Source organism: Candidatus Binatia bacterium (genome assembly GCA_029243485.1).
GTDB lineage: Bacteria > Desulfobacterota > Binatia > UBA12015 > UBA12015 > VGTG01.
This window is the reverse complement of the sequence record JAQWRY010000020.1, coordinates 34607-49443: the sequence shown is the minus strand read 5'-3', so window position 1 is coordinate 49443 and position 14837 is coordinate 34607. Positions and strand designations below refer to the sequence as shown.

The following is a 14837-nucleotide window of genomic DNA, read 5'->3' as shown; positions in this document are numbered from 1 at the left end:
CAGCGACGATTCCCTGATGGCGCCACCAGAGAAAGCGGACCGCTACCCCAACTATGTCCTGGGCGTCCTGACGGCGGCCTACGTCTTCAACTACCTCGACCGCCAGATCTTGGCGGTGCTCCTCGAGCCAATCAAGAAGGACCTGGCGGTGTCGGACACGGCCATGGGCTTTCTCACGGGCACGGCGTTCGCGATCTTCTACGCCACCGCCGGAATTCCAGTGGCGCGGCTCGCGGACCGCTGGGTCCGGCGCAACGTATTGGCCATGGGGCTCACGGTCTGGAGCGCGATGACCGTCGCATGCGGGGCCGTTGGGGCGTATTGGCAGCTCGCCCTGTGCCGCATCGGGGTAGGCGTCGGCGAGGCCGGCGGGGTGCCACCATCCCACTCGATCTTGTCGGACTATTTCCCACCCGAGCGACGCGCGACCGTGTTCGGTTTGTACGCCGTCGCCCCTCTGATCGGCAGCGCCCTCGGAAACGGCATCGGCGGCTGGCTGGCTGGCGAAATCGGCTGGCGGGGCACCTTCGTCGCCGTCGGCGTACCGGGCATCGTTCTCGCTGCGCTGGTGATGCTCACCGTGCGCGAGCCCGAGCGGGGCCGGTTCGACCCCCCGAAACTCCGGGCCGAGCCCGATCCCGACACGCGCGAGGTCTTTCGGTTCCTGTGGTCGCGCCGCACGTTTCGCTTGATTGCACCCGCGCTCGGCTTCGCCACCTTTGCGGGCCTCGGCATGGGGATGTGGTCCCCCACCTTCCTGATGCGCGTGCACGGCATGTCGGTAGCCGAGACCGGGCTCTTTCTCGCCACCGTATCGGCACCCGCCGGAGCGATCGGAACGGTGGTCGGCGGCTGGGCGGCCGACCGACTCGGCCGCCGAGACGTGCGATGGTACGCGTGGCTCCCGGCCATCACGCTGCTGGCCGCCCTACCCTTTCAAGCCGCCCAACTCCTCATCGACGACCGATGGCTCGCACTCGCCGCGTTCGTACCCGCGGGGCTGATTGGCGGCGTGTTTGCGTCACCGAGCTACGCGGTCGTCCAGAACATCGCCCGGCCGCAGATGCGCGCGATGGCCTCGGCCATCCTGCTCCTCTTCCTGAACCTGATCGGACTCGGCGGCGGCCCGCAGGCGGTCGGGATCCTGAACGACGTGCTCCGGCCGTCGTTCGGAGACGAGTCGATCCGCTACTCACTCCTTCTGATCAAGGTCGCGACACTCCTTGCCGCGTTCCTCTTCTGGCGAGCGAGCAAGAGCATCACCGCGGACCTTGCAGACACACCTCAGTCCTCGTAGGTCCCGCGCGTCTGCTCGACGCCGAAACTATCGCTCGGCCGAAGCCGCGGCGTCACGTGCTTTCCGGACCTCGTGCGCCCCGCAGCGAGTCGAAGGGTAAGCCCTTCAACGCTTGGCCGCTCTGGGCCGCGCGGGCGCCAAGACGACGTGCGAGTTCCGACCCGCCGCCGAGAAAGGCGTCGAGCGTCATGATCCGACGGGCGTACCGGTGATGGAGGTGCTCTTCAGTGAAGCCGATCGCGCCGAAAGCCTGCAGGCAACGCTGCGCGATCGTTCGGCCCGCTCGACCACCACGGAGCTTCGCCAGCGCCGCCGCCTCGGGTTCAGGACCGTTCTCGGAGTCCGGCGCCAAGAGCGCGTGGCAAAGCTCTCGCAACGCGGCCAACTCCACGTGCGCCTCCGCGAGGAGGTGCTGCACGGCCTGAAAGTCGGCCAGCGGCTTCCCGAACTGGCGCCGCGTGCGCGTGTGCTCGGTGGCCGCATCGAGAAGGATAGTGCTTGCACCCAGAATCTCGAAACAGATGGCCGTACGCCCGAGCGCGAGACAGCGCTCCTCCAGTGCCTGGACATCCCCGCGAACATCGAGCGGGTCGATTGCTTCCGGATCGAGGCTCCCGACCTGCAGGGCGCCCTTGTCCAAAGCACTCGAGCTCCAACGAATCGCATCGGCCGACACCCGCCCCCAGCCACTCGGAAGCTTCACGACGAGGTCACGCGCAGGTCCGCCGGGCGCCAAGATGTCGAGCCGGGCGTTCGATTCCCCCACCACGACGGCATACGTGGAGTCGAGATTCGGCCTGCCGCCGCTCGCCTCCAAGATGGGAGCGCTGAGAACCGCGCCGAGAGCCGGTCCTACGGCGAGCTCGCGTCCAAGCACCTCGAATAGGGCGCCGAAGCCGATGCGACCATCGCCATCGGCGCACGCTCCGGAAACGTCCCACCAGCCCAGTCCGTCCAGGGCATCGCGCACGGTCGGGCTCTCTCGGACGGCCTGCGTGATCGAATCGACCCAGTCCGACCAACCCGGCTCCGTCTCGGAGCCGGCGCCGTGCCCGATCAGGTGGCGCGCCACCACAGTGAGCTGGATCTGTCGCGAGCCGCCGTAAATCGACGTCGCTCGGGAGAAGAGGAAGTCCTCCTGCCAGCGCCACGCCTCCGGCACGAGGCCGGTCTGGATCCCGTGGCCGAGGATCTCGCTCGCTGCGTCGTACAGCGTCTGCTCGGTCTCGGTGATGAGAATCTTGTTTACCGCGGCCTCGGGGCCCGGAACCTCGCCGCGCGCGAGTGCACACTGCGTCGACCACGCGCGCGTGCGCACGGCAAACAGATCGCTGTAGGCGTGCCCGAGCCGTTCGTGATCCGCGTCACGCTGCGCATTGCTGGAGAGCGTCGCGAGACGCGCCCGCAGGAACTCGTGCCGCTGCCAGGGATAGCTCCCACGCTCGCACGACAGGAGATACATCGCGATGGCCCAGCCACCATCGACCTCGCCGACCACCTGGCTGGCGGCGACCGGCACATCGTCGAAGAACACTTCCGCGAGCTCCGGCGTACCGTTGGACTGGACGATCGGCCGCACCGTCAGTCCGGGCGTATCGATGTCCACGACCATCATGGTGAGCGCACGGTGGCGGTCGTCCTGCGCCCCGGTCCGAGCCAGGACCATGCAGCGGCGCGCCCACTTCGCCCAGCTCGTCCAGATCTTGTGCCCTCGTAAAACGAAGCCGTCTCCGTCGCGATCGGCGCGCGTGCGCAGCGCAGCTAGGTCCGAGCCGGCCTCGGGTTCCGAGAAGCCCTGACACCAGAGCTCGTCCCCACGCATCATGCGCGGAACGAGGTCGACCGCGAGCTCCGGCGCGAACCGCGCCAGTGTCGGGATGATGATGTCCAGATGCTCAAAGACCGAACGCGGAGGATAGCCCGCGTCCGCCAGTGCTTCGTAAACCGCAGCACGATGCAGCTCGTTGCCGCCCAGGCCGGCCAACTCCGTAGGCCACCCGTAACGTACCCAGCCGGCGTCGAAGAGCTCGCGTTGCAGCTTCTTCAGCTGGTCGACCCGAGCGTCAAAGCTCTCGAGGGGCAGCCGATACGGCGCAAGCGCTTCGTCGTGCTCGTCCAGCCAGGCGCTCACACGAACAGAGAGATCCGCGGGGGACGGAACGGGCTCGCTCACGCGGCCTTCTCGCTCGGCCTCAGGATCTTGATCTTTCGCGTTCGGAAGCGCCAGCCCTCCGGCGTCCGACCCAGCTCGTCGATGTACAGCCCCAGGCTCCCGACCTGCTTGTCGTGGGTCACGAAGACGAAGTTGACCGTGCACTCCGCTCGATCACCGTCGAGAGAAATCCGCGGCAGGCCGCAGAGATGAATGCCTTCGGGCGCCGCCGAGATGAAGGACACCAACTCGTCAAAGCCCTTCCAGACGCGCCGAAAGGCATGCATCTCACCATCCGTGCCGAACAAGCGCGCGAAGTCGTCGAAGCGACACTCGTCACAGGCGAGGCAATACTCGGCGAGAAGGTTGTTGATCTCGAGGATGTCACGATCGGTCTGCTGCATCAGGTTTTCTCCCAGTCAGAGCCCGAGCCGCCTTCGCTTCCGGCTCGTGACGCGCACGATCCGTGCTGGAGGGGGCTCGGGAGGAATGAAATGTCGACGTCATTCGGCGGCGGGCGCCGCCGGATCGCTGTAGAACCGGCGACACCACTGCCGGTACTTTCCGATCGGCCCGTCGCCGTCGCACAAGAGGGGACGCTCTTGGTAGACCTTGTTCTCCCAGATCGGAACGTCCTCGCCGAGCTGCTTTACGACGTTGCGGATGAACGCACCGGGCGCCCGGGACGGCTTCTCCCCCTCCGTCGGACGCGGCTGCCGAAACGACTTTCGGTGCACGACGGTACGCTCATCGATGGGCGTCGTGGAGAGCACTTGAACCGTCTCGAAGATCCCGCTGTAGCGAACGATCGACAGCCCGATCCCGAACGAGCGCGCCTCGATCGTGCCGTCCACCTCCCCACGCGGCGTATTCATGCGGATGTGATTCACCGCGTGGCGGAAATCACCATCGAACTCCACCTCGCCCTCCGGCACAGTCACGGTTCCGTGCACGAATCGGAAGTGCGCCGTATCGACTCCGTTCTCGGCGATCTCCTGCACTTGGGTCTGGATCGTCCAGTCGTAGCGATCCGGATCGGTCCAGGCGGGATTCGTCGCCTCCTCGACCTCGGGCACCTCCCAGCTTGGCGCCGCGCCGCCACCGTGATGCCAGACGAGTACCAGTCCGTTGCGCTCGCGCGTCTCCCAGGACCGCATGCGCGCCTTGGCCGGGATCTTCTTGGCGTACGGAATCGCCACGCACTCGCCCGTCTCGCCGTCCCACTCCCAGGCATGAAACGGGCAACGCACCGAGCGTCCGCAGACCGTCCCGCCGTGGCCGAGGTGCGCACCCATGTGCCGACAGTGGGCGTCCAACACTCGCGCCTGCCCGTCTGCGTCTCGAAAAACGACCAGGTGGCGCCCGAACCAGCGCATCGGCTTCACCTCCCCCGCCGAGAGCTCGTCACCGTACGCCACGGCGAACCATCCATCGGGGACCGGCATAGGAAAATTCTCGGCCACGCTCTTCTATTCTCCGTTCTCACCTCAGATCACAGGCGAGCCGAAACGTCAATCTACTTGATCAATTTAGTCAAAGAGCTTGCCTAGATCCCCCCTTTCGGGCTAGGCAGGTTCATGGCGTTTCCGAAGGACATCGGCGTGATCGATCTTCTGCTCGGGGTTCCTTCGGGTCCGGAAGCGTACTCCGGCGCCGGCCCCCGACGCGCCACCGAACGATGGCGTCGCCTCCTGCGGGACGAGGAGAGCCTTGCCAAGCTCGACATGCCCGCGGGGTACATGTTCAAGGATCTCCCGCGCGCCGGGGAACAAACCGACTACATCGCGTGGACCATCTCGGAGATGGACCGGTTCGGAGTCGAGCGGGCGATGATCCGCATCGACGACGACGACGAGCTCGCCAAGGAGGCGAGCCGCCGCTTCCCGAATCGCTTCTTCCACTGGTACGAGGCCGACGCCCACCGCGGCATGGACGAGGTCCGCAAGATCGTCCGCCTGCACGAAGAGTACGACCTGCGAGCGATCGGAGGCCTGCCGGCCGCGCACGACCCGCAGCTGCCGATCAACGACGCGCGCTGGTATCCGATCTACGCGAAGTGCGTGGAGCTCGATCTGCCGTTCTGCTGCAACGTGGGCATCCCGGGACCACGGGTGCCGTTCGCAAGCCAAAAGGTCGAGCTCGTCGACGAAGTCTGTTGGTTCTTCCCCGAACTGCGCTTCGTCATGCGCCACGGCGCCGAGCCGTGGACAGCGCTCGCCGTGAAGCTAATGCTGAAGTGGCCAAACCTGTTTTACATGACCAGCGCGTTCGCCCCGAAGCACTACCCAAAGGACATCGTCGACTACGCCAACACGCGGGGCAGCGACAAGATCATGTACGCAGGCTATTTCCCCTTCGGGCTGACACTCGATCGAATCTTCGAAGAGCTGCCCAAGGTTCCCTTCCGCGACCATGTGTGGCCCAAGTTTCTGCGCGAGAACGCCCTCAGGGTCTTTCAACTGCCCAACTGAAACAAGGAGACGGCGCCCATGGAATACCGGAAGCTTGGAAGCTCCGGACTCGAAGTGTCGGCGATCGGCATCGGCGGGACGAACTTCGGCAAACGTTGCGACGAGGCGGAGACGGCGCGGATCCTCCACGCGTCTCTGGACCGGGGTGTGAACCTCGTCGACACGGCCAATTTCTACAGCGGCGGCAAGTCCGAGGAGTTCATCGGTAAGGCTCTCCAAGGGAAGCGCGACCAAGTCGTGCTGACGTCGAAGTTCGGCCAGCCCCTCGGACACGGCCCGATGGAAGGCGGAGGCTCACGACGGCACGTCATGGAGGCGGTGGAAGCGAGCCTCTCCCGCCTCCGGACCGACGTGATCGACCTCTACCAGATGCACATCCCCGACCCGACGGTTCCGATCGAGGAGACCCTGCGGGCGCTCGACGACCTCGTACGCCAAGGGAAAGTCCGGTACCTCGGTTGCTCAAACTTCGACGGGTTTCAACTCGCCGAGGCGCACTGGACGGCGCGTACCTGCGGTCTGGAACGATTCGTCTCCGCGCAGGCGCACTACAGCCTTCTCACGCGCGACGTAGAGCACGCGCTGGTGCCGGCGTGTCTGCAGTACGGGGTGGGCCTGCTTCCCTTCTTCGCGCTCGAATCCGGTGTCCTGACCGGGAAATACCGTGCGGGGAAGCCGCCGCCGGAAGGTTCGCGCGCAGCCAAGTACCCGCAGTTCTTCTTCGGCGACCTCGGAGAACAAGCCATCGCGGCCGTCGAGGGGTTGCTCGCGTTCGCAGAGGAGCGCAACCACACGCTCACCGAGCTCGCGCTGGCCGCGCTGCTCGCCCAGCCGTCGGTGAGCTCGATCGTGGTCGGCGCGATGTCGCCCGAACAGCTCGACGGAAGCCTCGCGGCCCTTACGTGGAATCTCTCGGCCGAAGACCTCGCGGAGGTGAATCGCCTCGCGCCGTCGTCGCCTCCGCCCTGGCTCCGCTTCCTGCACGAAGCGCCGTCGACGATCCCGACCCCACAGAGCTGAGCGTGCTGGACGCCGATACCATCCCGAAGCTCTTGCTGCGCGCGGCCGAGCGCTTCGGCGAGCAGACCGCGCTGGAGAATGGCGACCAACACTGGAACTTCACCGAGCTCGCCGACGCGGGACTCGAAGCCGCGGCAGCGTTCATCGCCGCCGGCATCGAGCCGGGCGACCGGGTCGCCATCTGGGCGCCGAACAGTGCGCGCTGGATGCTCGCCGCCCTCGGCCTGCAAGCGGCAGGAGGGGTCCTCGTCCCCCTGAACACACGATTCAAAGGCTCGGAGGCCGGCTACATCCTGCGAAAGAGCCGTGCGCGCATGCTGCTGTGCGTCTCCGAGTTCCTGGGCAATCGCTATCTCGACATGCTCGAGACCGAGGACCTGCCCGACTTGGCCGATCGCGTGCTCCTGGACGGCACCGACCCGCGCGCCCGAACCTGGGACGAGCTCTCCGAGTCCGGACGGTCGGTGTCGCCACAGGAAGCACGACGTCGTGCGGAGACGGTGGGCCCCGGCGATCTCGCCGACATCCTCTTCACCTCGGGCACGACGGGCCACCCCAAGGGCGTCATGATGGCTCACGGCCAGAACATCATCGGGTATGAGGCGTGGACGGAGGCCGTGGGGCTGCGCGCGGGTGACCGATACCTCATCGTGAATCCGTTCTTCCACGCGTTCGGCTACAAGGCGGGATGGATGTCTTGCATAATGCGTGGCGTGACGATCCTGCCGCACCCACAGCTCGACGTCCCCGAAGTCCTCGCACGGGTCCCGCGCGACCGCGTGACCGTGCTGCCCGGGCCCCCCGCGCTCTACCAAACGATTCTCATGCACCCCGACCGCACCCGGCACGACCTCTCGTCACTGCGGCTCGCCATGACGGGTGCGGCCGTGATTCCCCCGGAGCTCATCCGTCGGATGAAATCCGAGATCGGATTCGAGACGGTCGTCACCGGATACGGCCTCACCGAGACCGCCGGGCTCGCGACGCAAAACCGTGCCGGCGAGGACCCGGAGACGATCGCGCTCACCGCGGGACCGCCCCTGCCCTTCGGCGAGATCCGCTGTGTGTCCCCGGACGGCACCGATGTCCCCATCGGCGAGGACGGTGAGGTGCTCCTCCGCGGCGCGACGGTCACCCGCGGCTACTTCGACGACGAGGACGCGACCCGCAGCACAATCGACGCGGACGGCTGGCTGCACACCGGCGACGTGGGGCGGCTCGACGAGCGTGGCTACATCCGCATCACCGATCGTCTGAAGGACATGTACATCATGGGGGGCTTCAACTGTTACCCCGCCGAGATCGAGAAACTCCTCTTCGAGATGCCCGGGATCGGCGAGGTGGCCGTGATCGGCGTGCCGGACGAGCGCATGGGGGAGGTCGGCCGCGCCTTCGTCGTCGCCGAGCCGAATGCCGCGATCACCCCCGACGACGTGGTCGCCTGGAGCCGCGCGAACATGGCCAACTACAAGGTGCCGCGAGCGGTGGAGATCGTCGCCGAGCTCCCGAAGACAGCGTCGGGCAAAGTACAGAAGTTCCGTCTTCGGGGATCGGCGTGAAGCTCGGCCTGAGTCCGCAGCAAGAGCTGCTGCGCGACACCTTCGCCGAGATGCTCTCGGTCGAGTCGAGCCCCGCGCGCGTCCGCGCGGCCGAGCCCGACGGCTTCGACCCCGCGCTCTGGACGACATTGGCGCAGATGGGCGCCGTCGGCACGCGCGTCCCGACGGACAACGGGGGTACCGGCGCCAGCCTCCTCGACGCGATCGTGATCGCGGAGCAGCTCGGACGATGGCTCGCATCCGCTCCGCTCATCGAGGCCATGGTCACGGCCCGTGCGCTCGCTGCCGTTGGCACGCCGGCGGCACAGAGCGCGCTCGATCGCCTCCTCGGAGGTGAGGACGTCGGCGTCCTCGCCTTGCGCCCCACGTCGGGAAAGGAAGCGCAGTGGGTGCCTGGCGGAGCGGCCGCGCAGCAAATCGTCGGCCTCCACGAGGACGCGCTCGTACTCGTCGAGCACGACACGCGAACCGCGCTGCCGAATCTCGGCGCGACACCGCTCGCGAAATGCCGTCTCGATGTGTCACGCACGGTTCTCGCGCAGGACGATCGCGCGAAACAGGCGCATGGGGCGGCCGTCGAGGAGTGGAAGCTGCTTACGGCCGCAGCCTTGCTCGGGCTGGCTCGCCGCGCCCTCGAGATCGGCGCCGCCTACGCGACCGAGCGAGTCCAGTTCGACCGGCCCATCGCGACCTTCCAGGGTGTTGCGCACCCGCTCGCCGACGCGGTGACGGCGGTCGAGGGGGGACGCCTGCTCGTGCAGTACGCGGCGTGGGCCCTGAGTCGACGGCGCGAAGACGCCGCCGCCTTGATCTCGATGGCGTACACCTGGAGTACCGAGGCCGCGACGAATGTCGTCGCTCGAGCATTACACGTCCACGGCGGCTACGGCCTTTCCCTCGAGTACGACATCCAGCTCTACCATCGCCGGGCCAAGGCGTGGGGCCTCGTTGCCGGCGATCCGGAGGAGGAACTCGTCCGCGCCTTCGTGCGCCGCGAGGGAAAGGCCGCATGCGGCCTACCGGAGCCCGGCGAAATGACAGTGGACTTCTCGCTGGGGCAGGAAGCCGAGGCGTTTCGCACACGTGCTCGCGCCGCCCTCGAACCCCTGTTCACTGCCGAGCTCCGAAGCCGGAGCCGCATGGGTTGGGAGGCGTGCGACTTCGACTTTCAGAGCGCCCTCGCCCGCACAGGGTTCCTCTTCCCGAACTGGCCCGCGGAGTACGGCGGCCAGGGCTGTTCGCCCCTGGAGGCCCGCGCGCTGGCCGAAGAAATGGAGCGCCTCGGCTGGCCATTGCAGGCGTCTGCGACGACACGCATCGTCGGAGAGACGTTGATGCACTTCGGCAGCGACGATCTGAAAGATGAAGTGCTCCCACGCATCGCGCAGGGCAAGGCGATCTGCTGCTTGGGCTACACCGAGCCAAGCTCCGGATCGGACGTGGCCGCCGCGGCCACGCGAGCGATCCGCGACGGCGACGAGTGGGTGATCAGCGGCCAGAAGACGTTCACGAGCGGCGCGAATCTGGGCCAGTACATCCTTCTCCTGACGCGCACCGACCCGGACGCGGCCAAACATCGCGGCCTCACGATGTTCCTCCTGCCGATCAACACGCCCGGGATCGACATCCAACCCATCCATACCCTCTCGGACGAGCGAACCAACGCCACGTACTACGATGGTGTTCGAATCCCCGACCGATACCGCATCGGCAACGTGAACGAGGGCTGGCAAGTCATGGGCTACGCCCTGAATCTGGAGCACGGCGGCGGTGGCTCGACCGGGTTCCTGCACGTGCACGAGAAACTGCTCCACGCAGCCCTCGACTGGGCCAGAACCGAACGCAACGGAAGGCGCCCCGCCGACGACCCGCGGGTGCAGGCACGCCTCGCCCGCTCCGCAATGCACATCGAGGTTCTCCGCACGCTGGGCCTCGCCAGCCTGTGGGCCGGCATGGGACACGGCAGCATGCCGGGTATCGGCCCGATGGTGAAGTTGTTCGGGGCCGAAACGTTCATCGCGGATGCTTCCGCCTTGCTCGACCTGGCCGCCCCCGAGTCCCTAATGTCCGGTCATGCCGCGGGGGCGATGAGCGGCGGCGAGATCGAGTACGCCTACCGGCTCTCGACCGCCACCTCGATCTACGGCGGCACGAGTGAGATCATGCGAAGCATCATCGCCCAGACGGCTCTCGGGATGCCGCGCAGCCGAAGCTAGCCAACTCAACCCTACGAAGGGAGACCGCAAGATGTCCGAAGAGCGCTTCATCCAATACGAGACCGAGGGCCGCGTTGCCGTGGTAAGCCTCGACCGACCGGAGGCGCGCAACGCGCAGCACCCTCCCCTGCTTCGCCAGCTCGACGAGGCGTATGAGCGTGCCGTCCGAGACGACGAGATTCGCGTGATCGTCCTGCGCGCGAATGGCCCGCACTTCTCCGCTGGGCACGACATCAGTCCTAAGTCACTGCCACTCTTCCGAGCCGAGTACACGCCCGCGCCGGGCGTGGCCGCCCACTACGGTCTCGAGCAAGAGATGTACTTCGGCCGTTCACGGCGCTGGCGCGACATTCCGAAGCCCACGATCGCAGCGGTACAAGGAAAGTGCATCGGCGGCGGCCTGATGCTGTGTTGGCCCTGCGACCTGATGGTCGCGGCCGAAGACGCGCAGTTCAGCGACCCCGTGCTGCGGATGGGCGTCGGCGGTGTGGAGTACCACGGTCATACCTGGGAGCTGGGCGCACGCAAGGCCAAGGAGATGCTCTTTACCGGCGAGTTCATCGACGCGCAGGAAGCCTGGCGACTCGGGATGGTGAACCACGTCGTGCCGAACGAGAAGCTCGACGAGTTCACCCTCGACCTCGCCGCCCGAATCTCCCAGATGGATCCCTTCGCGCTGAAGATGGCCAAGCAGGCGGTGAACCGCACGCTCGACACGATGGGCCAATGGACGGCGATGCAGGCCGTGTTCGAAATGCACCACCTCTGCCATGCCCATTCGAAGCTCACGCACCAAGGCGACTCGATCGCCGGCCAGAATCTCGGAACCATGAAGGCCTCCCTCGACACGGACGAGAAGGCCTAAACGGGGGAGACATGGGATCGCAGGCATTCCAACAGAAGTACGGGCCGTGGGCCGTCGTCACGGGCGGCGCTCTCGGCCTCGGAAAGGCGTGGTGTGCGGAGCTGGCGAGCCGTGGCCTCAACATCGTCTCGGTCGACCGTTTGCCGGAAGCCCTGCAGCAGCAGTCGACGGACCTGAAGAGCCAGTATGGCGTCGAGGTCCGGACGATCCACGCGGATCTCACCGACGAGAACATCCTGGCCACCGTCGAGAGCGCGACGAGCGACCTCGAAGTCGGATTCCTGGTCTGCAGTGCCGCCATGGAGACGGATCCCGAGATCGTTCATCCGCACCTGTTCCATGAGGGAAGCCTCGAGTTCCACCGAGACCTGATCAACATCAACGTGAAGGCCGCGTGCGAGCTCACGTACCACTTCGGCAAGCCCATGATGGAACGAAAGAGAGGCGGGATCGTCCTGATCTCGTCGGGCGCGGACGGGCAAGGCGCGCCCTTCGTCGCACACTACGGCGCGTCGAAAGCCTATCTGACGGTCCTCGGCGAAGGTCTCTGGTTCGAGCTCCAACCCCACGGGGTCGATGCGATCTCGGCGCCCTTGGGCATGACCCGAACGACCGCGCTCGAAGATTTCCCCGAGGTCGAGGCAATGGACCCCGGTGACGTCGTTCGAGAGATCCTGTCCGAGTTGGGCAAGAGCCCGCAGCTGATCCCCGGACGGAAGAACCGATTCGGTCAGACGGTAATGAAGAAGCTCATCACCAAGAAGCGAGCAATCCGAATGTTCGCCGACATCCATCTCAACAACTTCCTGAAGGGCCGCTCGGAGTACGACGTGTACCGAAAGTAGATCTGTTCGCGAATCAGGGCGTGCACGCCAGCGCCGTAGCCGCCAAGACCCCACCACGGAGGTCGCCGCCGGCGAGTCCGCCCTCCATCCGGTTCATCGCGTAGGCGACCGATGTCCGGAGGTCGAGATCGACCACCGCCATCGAGCCGCCCCAGCCCGCCCAGAAGAAGGCGCGCTCGTTCGGGCTGATCGGGGTCAAGGGATCGCTCAGGCCGAAGCCCATGCCGAACACGAGCGGGACTCCCGTGACCAGGTCGACACCGCGCGTCTGTTCCTCGAGGATTCTCTCGACGCCTGCTTCCGACAGGAGCCGGACGCCGTCGACACTCCCGCCGCAGGCCAACGCGGAGAGAACACGTGCAACCGACCGAGCGTTCCCGTGCCCACCGCCAGCGGGGATCTCCGCCCGTCGCCACGCCGCGGTGCGGGGTTCGGTGCCGTCGAGCTTGAGGCTCGCAAGCGTCCGTGACGCGACCGAGTCGGAGTCGGCCGAGTCCGTTCCGAGTGGCTCCTTGGGCGGCACGAGCTCGGCCACGCGTGCGTCGTGGCGCTCGTCGAGGCCAATGTGGAAGTCGGCGCCCAGGGGCTCGGCGACTTCTTCGCGAAAGAAGTTGCCAAGAGTGCGCCCACTGATGCGCCGCACGATCTCCCCTTGGAGAAACCCCTGTGTGAACGCGTGGTATCCCGACGCCGTGCCCGGTTCCCACCACGGCGCCTGGCGAGCAAGCGCATCGCAGATCGCCTCCCCGTCGTAGAGCTGCTCCACAGAGCGAAGTGGCGGATCGAAACCGGAGAGACCAGCGCTGTGGCTCATCACGTGCCGCACCAACACGCCGTCCTTGCCGTTCTGCGCGAACTCGGGCCAGTAGCGAGCGACCGGCGCATCGAGATCAATCTCGCCGCGATCGGCGAGCATGAGAACGGTCGTCGCGGCCATCGTCTTCGTCGTGGAGTAGACATTGACGATCGTGTCCTGCGACCACGGTGTGCCGTCCGGCCGTGCAGCGCCCGCCCAGAGGTCGACGACGGACGCGCCGTCGCGCGTTACCGCGACGCTCGCCCCAACCTCGAGCCCCTGCTCGAAGTGGCTGAGGAAGACATCGCGAACCGGCTCGTAACCGGGCGCGCAGGATCCATGGATCTCGACGGTTGCCATCACCATTGCGTGTCCTTACGTGACGGCGCCCGCCGCCTTCAGCTCGAGGATCTCGGGCCAATCGAGGCCGAGCTCCAGGAGGACCTCGTCCGTGTGCTCGGCGAAGGCCGGTGCCCGCTCCACCGCCGGCGGCTGTTCATCGAACTGGACGGGGCTCGCGACGAGCTCGTACGTACCGCCGTCGTCGGCATCGACGGGCACGATGTAGCCGTTCTCGCGCGCTTGGCCGTCGGCAGCGAGCTCCACCGTGTCTTGGACGGGCGCCCACTGCCCTTCCCCCTCGGCGAGAATTCTCTTCCAGTCGGACAAGGGCCTCGCCCCGATGATCTCGGCAACGATCTCCGACGCCGCGCCGGCATTCCGGAAGAGCGCCTCCGCCGAATCGAACCGCGGGTCCATCTCAAGCTCCGTCCGTCCCGCCAGACGGCAGAAGTCGGGCCAGTACTTGTGAGCCTGAAGCATCGCCAAACTCAGAGTCCTTCCGTCACTCGTCCGGTAGAGACCGACGAGTGGATTGGAAGCCGAGCCATGATGGCGGATCGGCGCCGCCTTCCAGCGTTCCCCGGTGGAAAGCGTCAGATCGACCGCCAAACCCATCGCCCACATACCCGTCGAGAGCAGGGAGACGTCGACGACACTCGTCTCGCCGGTCCGTTCGCGAGCGAACAGCGCTCCGGCAATCCCGCCCGCGATCGTCATGCCGCCGATTGAATCGCCGTAGGCCGGGCCCGGCTGACCGACGATGCCGTCCGTGCCATCGGGAGTCGCCCCCGCGGCGCTCCCGCCTCGGCACCAAAAGGCGGTCATGTCGTAGCCGCCGGTGTCCCGCTCGGGACCGGCGTTGCCATACGCGGATCCGCGAACGTAGATGATCTCCGGGTTGGCCGCGCGGATGTCTTCGAGGTCGATTCGCAGCTTCGTTCGAGCGGACGGCAGGAAGTTCGTGAGAAAGACGTCCGACCGCTCGGCGAGGCGGTACAGCGTCTCCCGCGCGCCCGGTTGGGAAAGGTCGAGACCGATCGAGCGCTTCCCCCGGTTCGCGTGCTCCATCAGCGGATTCCGGTCTGCGTCGATCTCGACACTCCCGAGCTGTCGGAGGCCTCGCTGCGCGTCACCCGTCTCGGCGTGCTCGACTTTGATGACATCGGCGCCCCAATCCGCAAGTACGGCGCCGGCAGCCGGGACGAACGTGTACTGGGCAACCTCCAGAACGCGAACACCCTTCATCACACTACGCATTGGCATCCCTCCTCAGC

Annotated in this window: 12 protein-coding genes; 7 read left to right on the top strand and 5 right to left on the bottom strand. The window is 66.6% G+C overall.

What is annotated here, in order from left to right; translation table 11 throughout:
* Nucleotides 1-16: 16 nt before the first annotated feature.
* Nucleotides 17-1297, top strand: a complete 1281-nt coding sequence (locus P8R42_07220) for an MFS transporter (GenBank protein MDG2304435.1) — start codon at nt 17-19, stop codon at nt 1295-1297.
* Between the two features lie 52 nt (nt 1298-1349).
* Here the strand turns inward: P8R42_07220 and P8R42_07215 are convergent, their stop codons facing one another.
* The 3 genes from P8R42_07215 to P8R42_07205 form a co-directional block, all read right to left on the bottom strand.
* Entirely contained in the window at nt 1350-3470 is a 2121-nt protein-coding gene (locus tag P8R42_07215) for an acyl-CoA dehydrogenase family protein (protein ID MDG2304434.1), read from the bottom strand.
* Nucleotides 3467-3853 (bottom strand): nuclear transport factor 2 family protein, encoded by a 387-nt coding sequence (locus P8R42_07210; protein ID MDG2304433.1) that lies wholly within the window; start codon nt 3851-3853, stop codon nt 3467-3469. Before P8R42_07210 ends, P8R42_07215 begins: the two co-directional genes overlap by 4 nt.
* A gap of 99 nt (nt 3854-3952) precedes the next feature.
* On the bottom strand, nt 3953-4912 hold the full coding sequence (locus tag P8R42_07205; protein MDG2304432.1) for a Rieske 2Fe-2S domain-containing protein: 960 nt from the start codon (nt 4910-4912) through the stop codon (nt 3953-3955).
* Between the two features lie 114 nt (nt 4913-5026).
* On the opposite strand from P8R42_07205, the gene P8R42_07200 reads away from it, so the two are divergent.
* Genes P8R42_07200 through P8R42_07175 form a run of 6 tightly spaced genes read left to right on the top strand, consistent with a single transcriptional unit; the run spans nt 5027 to nt 12425 of the window.
* Nucleotides 5027-5920 (top strand): amidohydrolase family protein, encoded by an 894-nt coding sequence (locus P8R42_07200; GenBank protein MDG2304431.1) that lies wholly within the window; start codon nt 5027-5029, stop codon nt 5918-5920.
* A gap of 18 nt (nt 5921-5938) precedes the next feature.
* Complete coding sequence (locus P8R42_07195) at nt 5939-6940, top strand: aldo/keto reductase (protein MDG2304430.1); 1002 nt, start codon at nt 5939-5941, stop codon at nt 6938-6940.
* Nucleotides 6941-6942: 2 nt separating this feature from the next.
* Nucleotides 6943-8499: a FadD3 family acyl-CoA ligase gene (locus P8R42_07190; GenBank protein MDG2304429.1), complete on the top strand. Its 1557-nt coding sequence runs from the start codon at nt 6943-6945 to the stop codon at nt 8497-8499.
* On the top strand, nt 8496-10715 hold the full coding sequence (locus P8R42_07185; protein MDG2304428.1) for an acyl-CoA dehydrogenase: 2220 nt from the start codon (nt 8496-8498) through the stop codon (nt 10713-10715). Before P8R42_07190 ends, P8R42_07185 begins: the two co-directional genes overlap by 4 nt.
* A 31-nt stretch (nt 10716-10746) precedes the next feature.
* Entirely contained in the window at nt 10747-11580 is an 834-nt protein-coding gene (locus tag P8R42_07180) for an enoyl-CoA hydratase (GenBank protein ID MDG2304427.1), read from the top strand.
* 11 nt (nt 11581-11591) lie between these two features.
* Nucleotides 11592-12425 (top strand): SDR family NAD(P)-dependent oxidoreductase, encoded by an 834-nt coding sequence (locus tag P8R42_07175; protein ID MDG2304426.1) that lies wholly within the window; start codon nt 11592-11594, stop codon nt 12423-12425.
* 13 nt (nt 12426-12438) lie between these two features.
* Here P8R42_07175 and P8R42_07170 read toward each other — a convergent pair whose 3' ends face one another.
* Nucleotides 12439-13587: a serine hydrolase gene (locus P8R42_07170; GenBank protein MDG2304425.1), complete on the bottom strand. Its 1149-nt coding sequence runs from the start codon at nt 13585-13587 to the stop codon at nt 12439-12441.
* 9 nt (nt 13588-13596) lie between these two features.
* The gene (locus tag P8R42_07165; GenBank protein ID MDG2304424.1) at nt 13597-14820 is read right to left on the bottom strand and encodes a CoA transferase; all 1224 of its coding nucleotides are present in this window, start codon (nt 14818-14820) and stop codon (nt 13597-13599) included.
* Between the last annotated feature and the right edge of the window lie 17 nt (nt 14821-14837).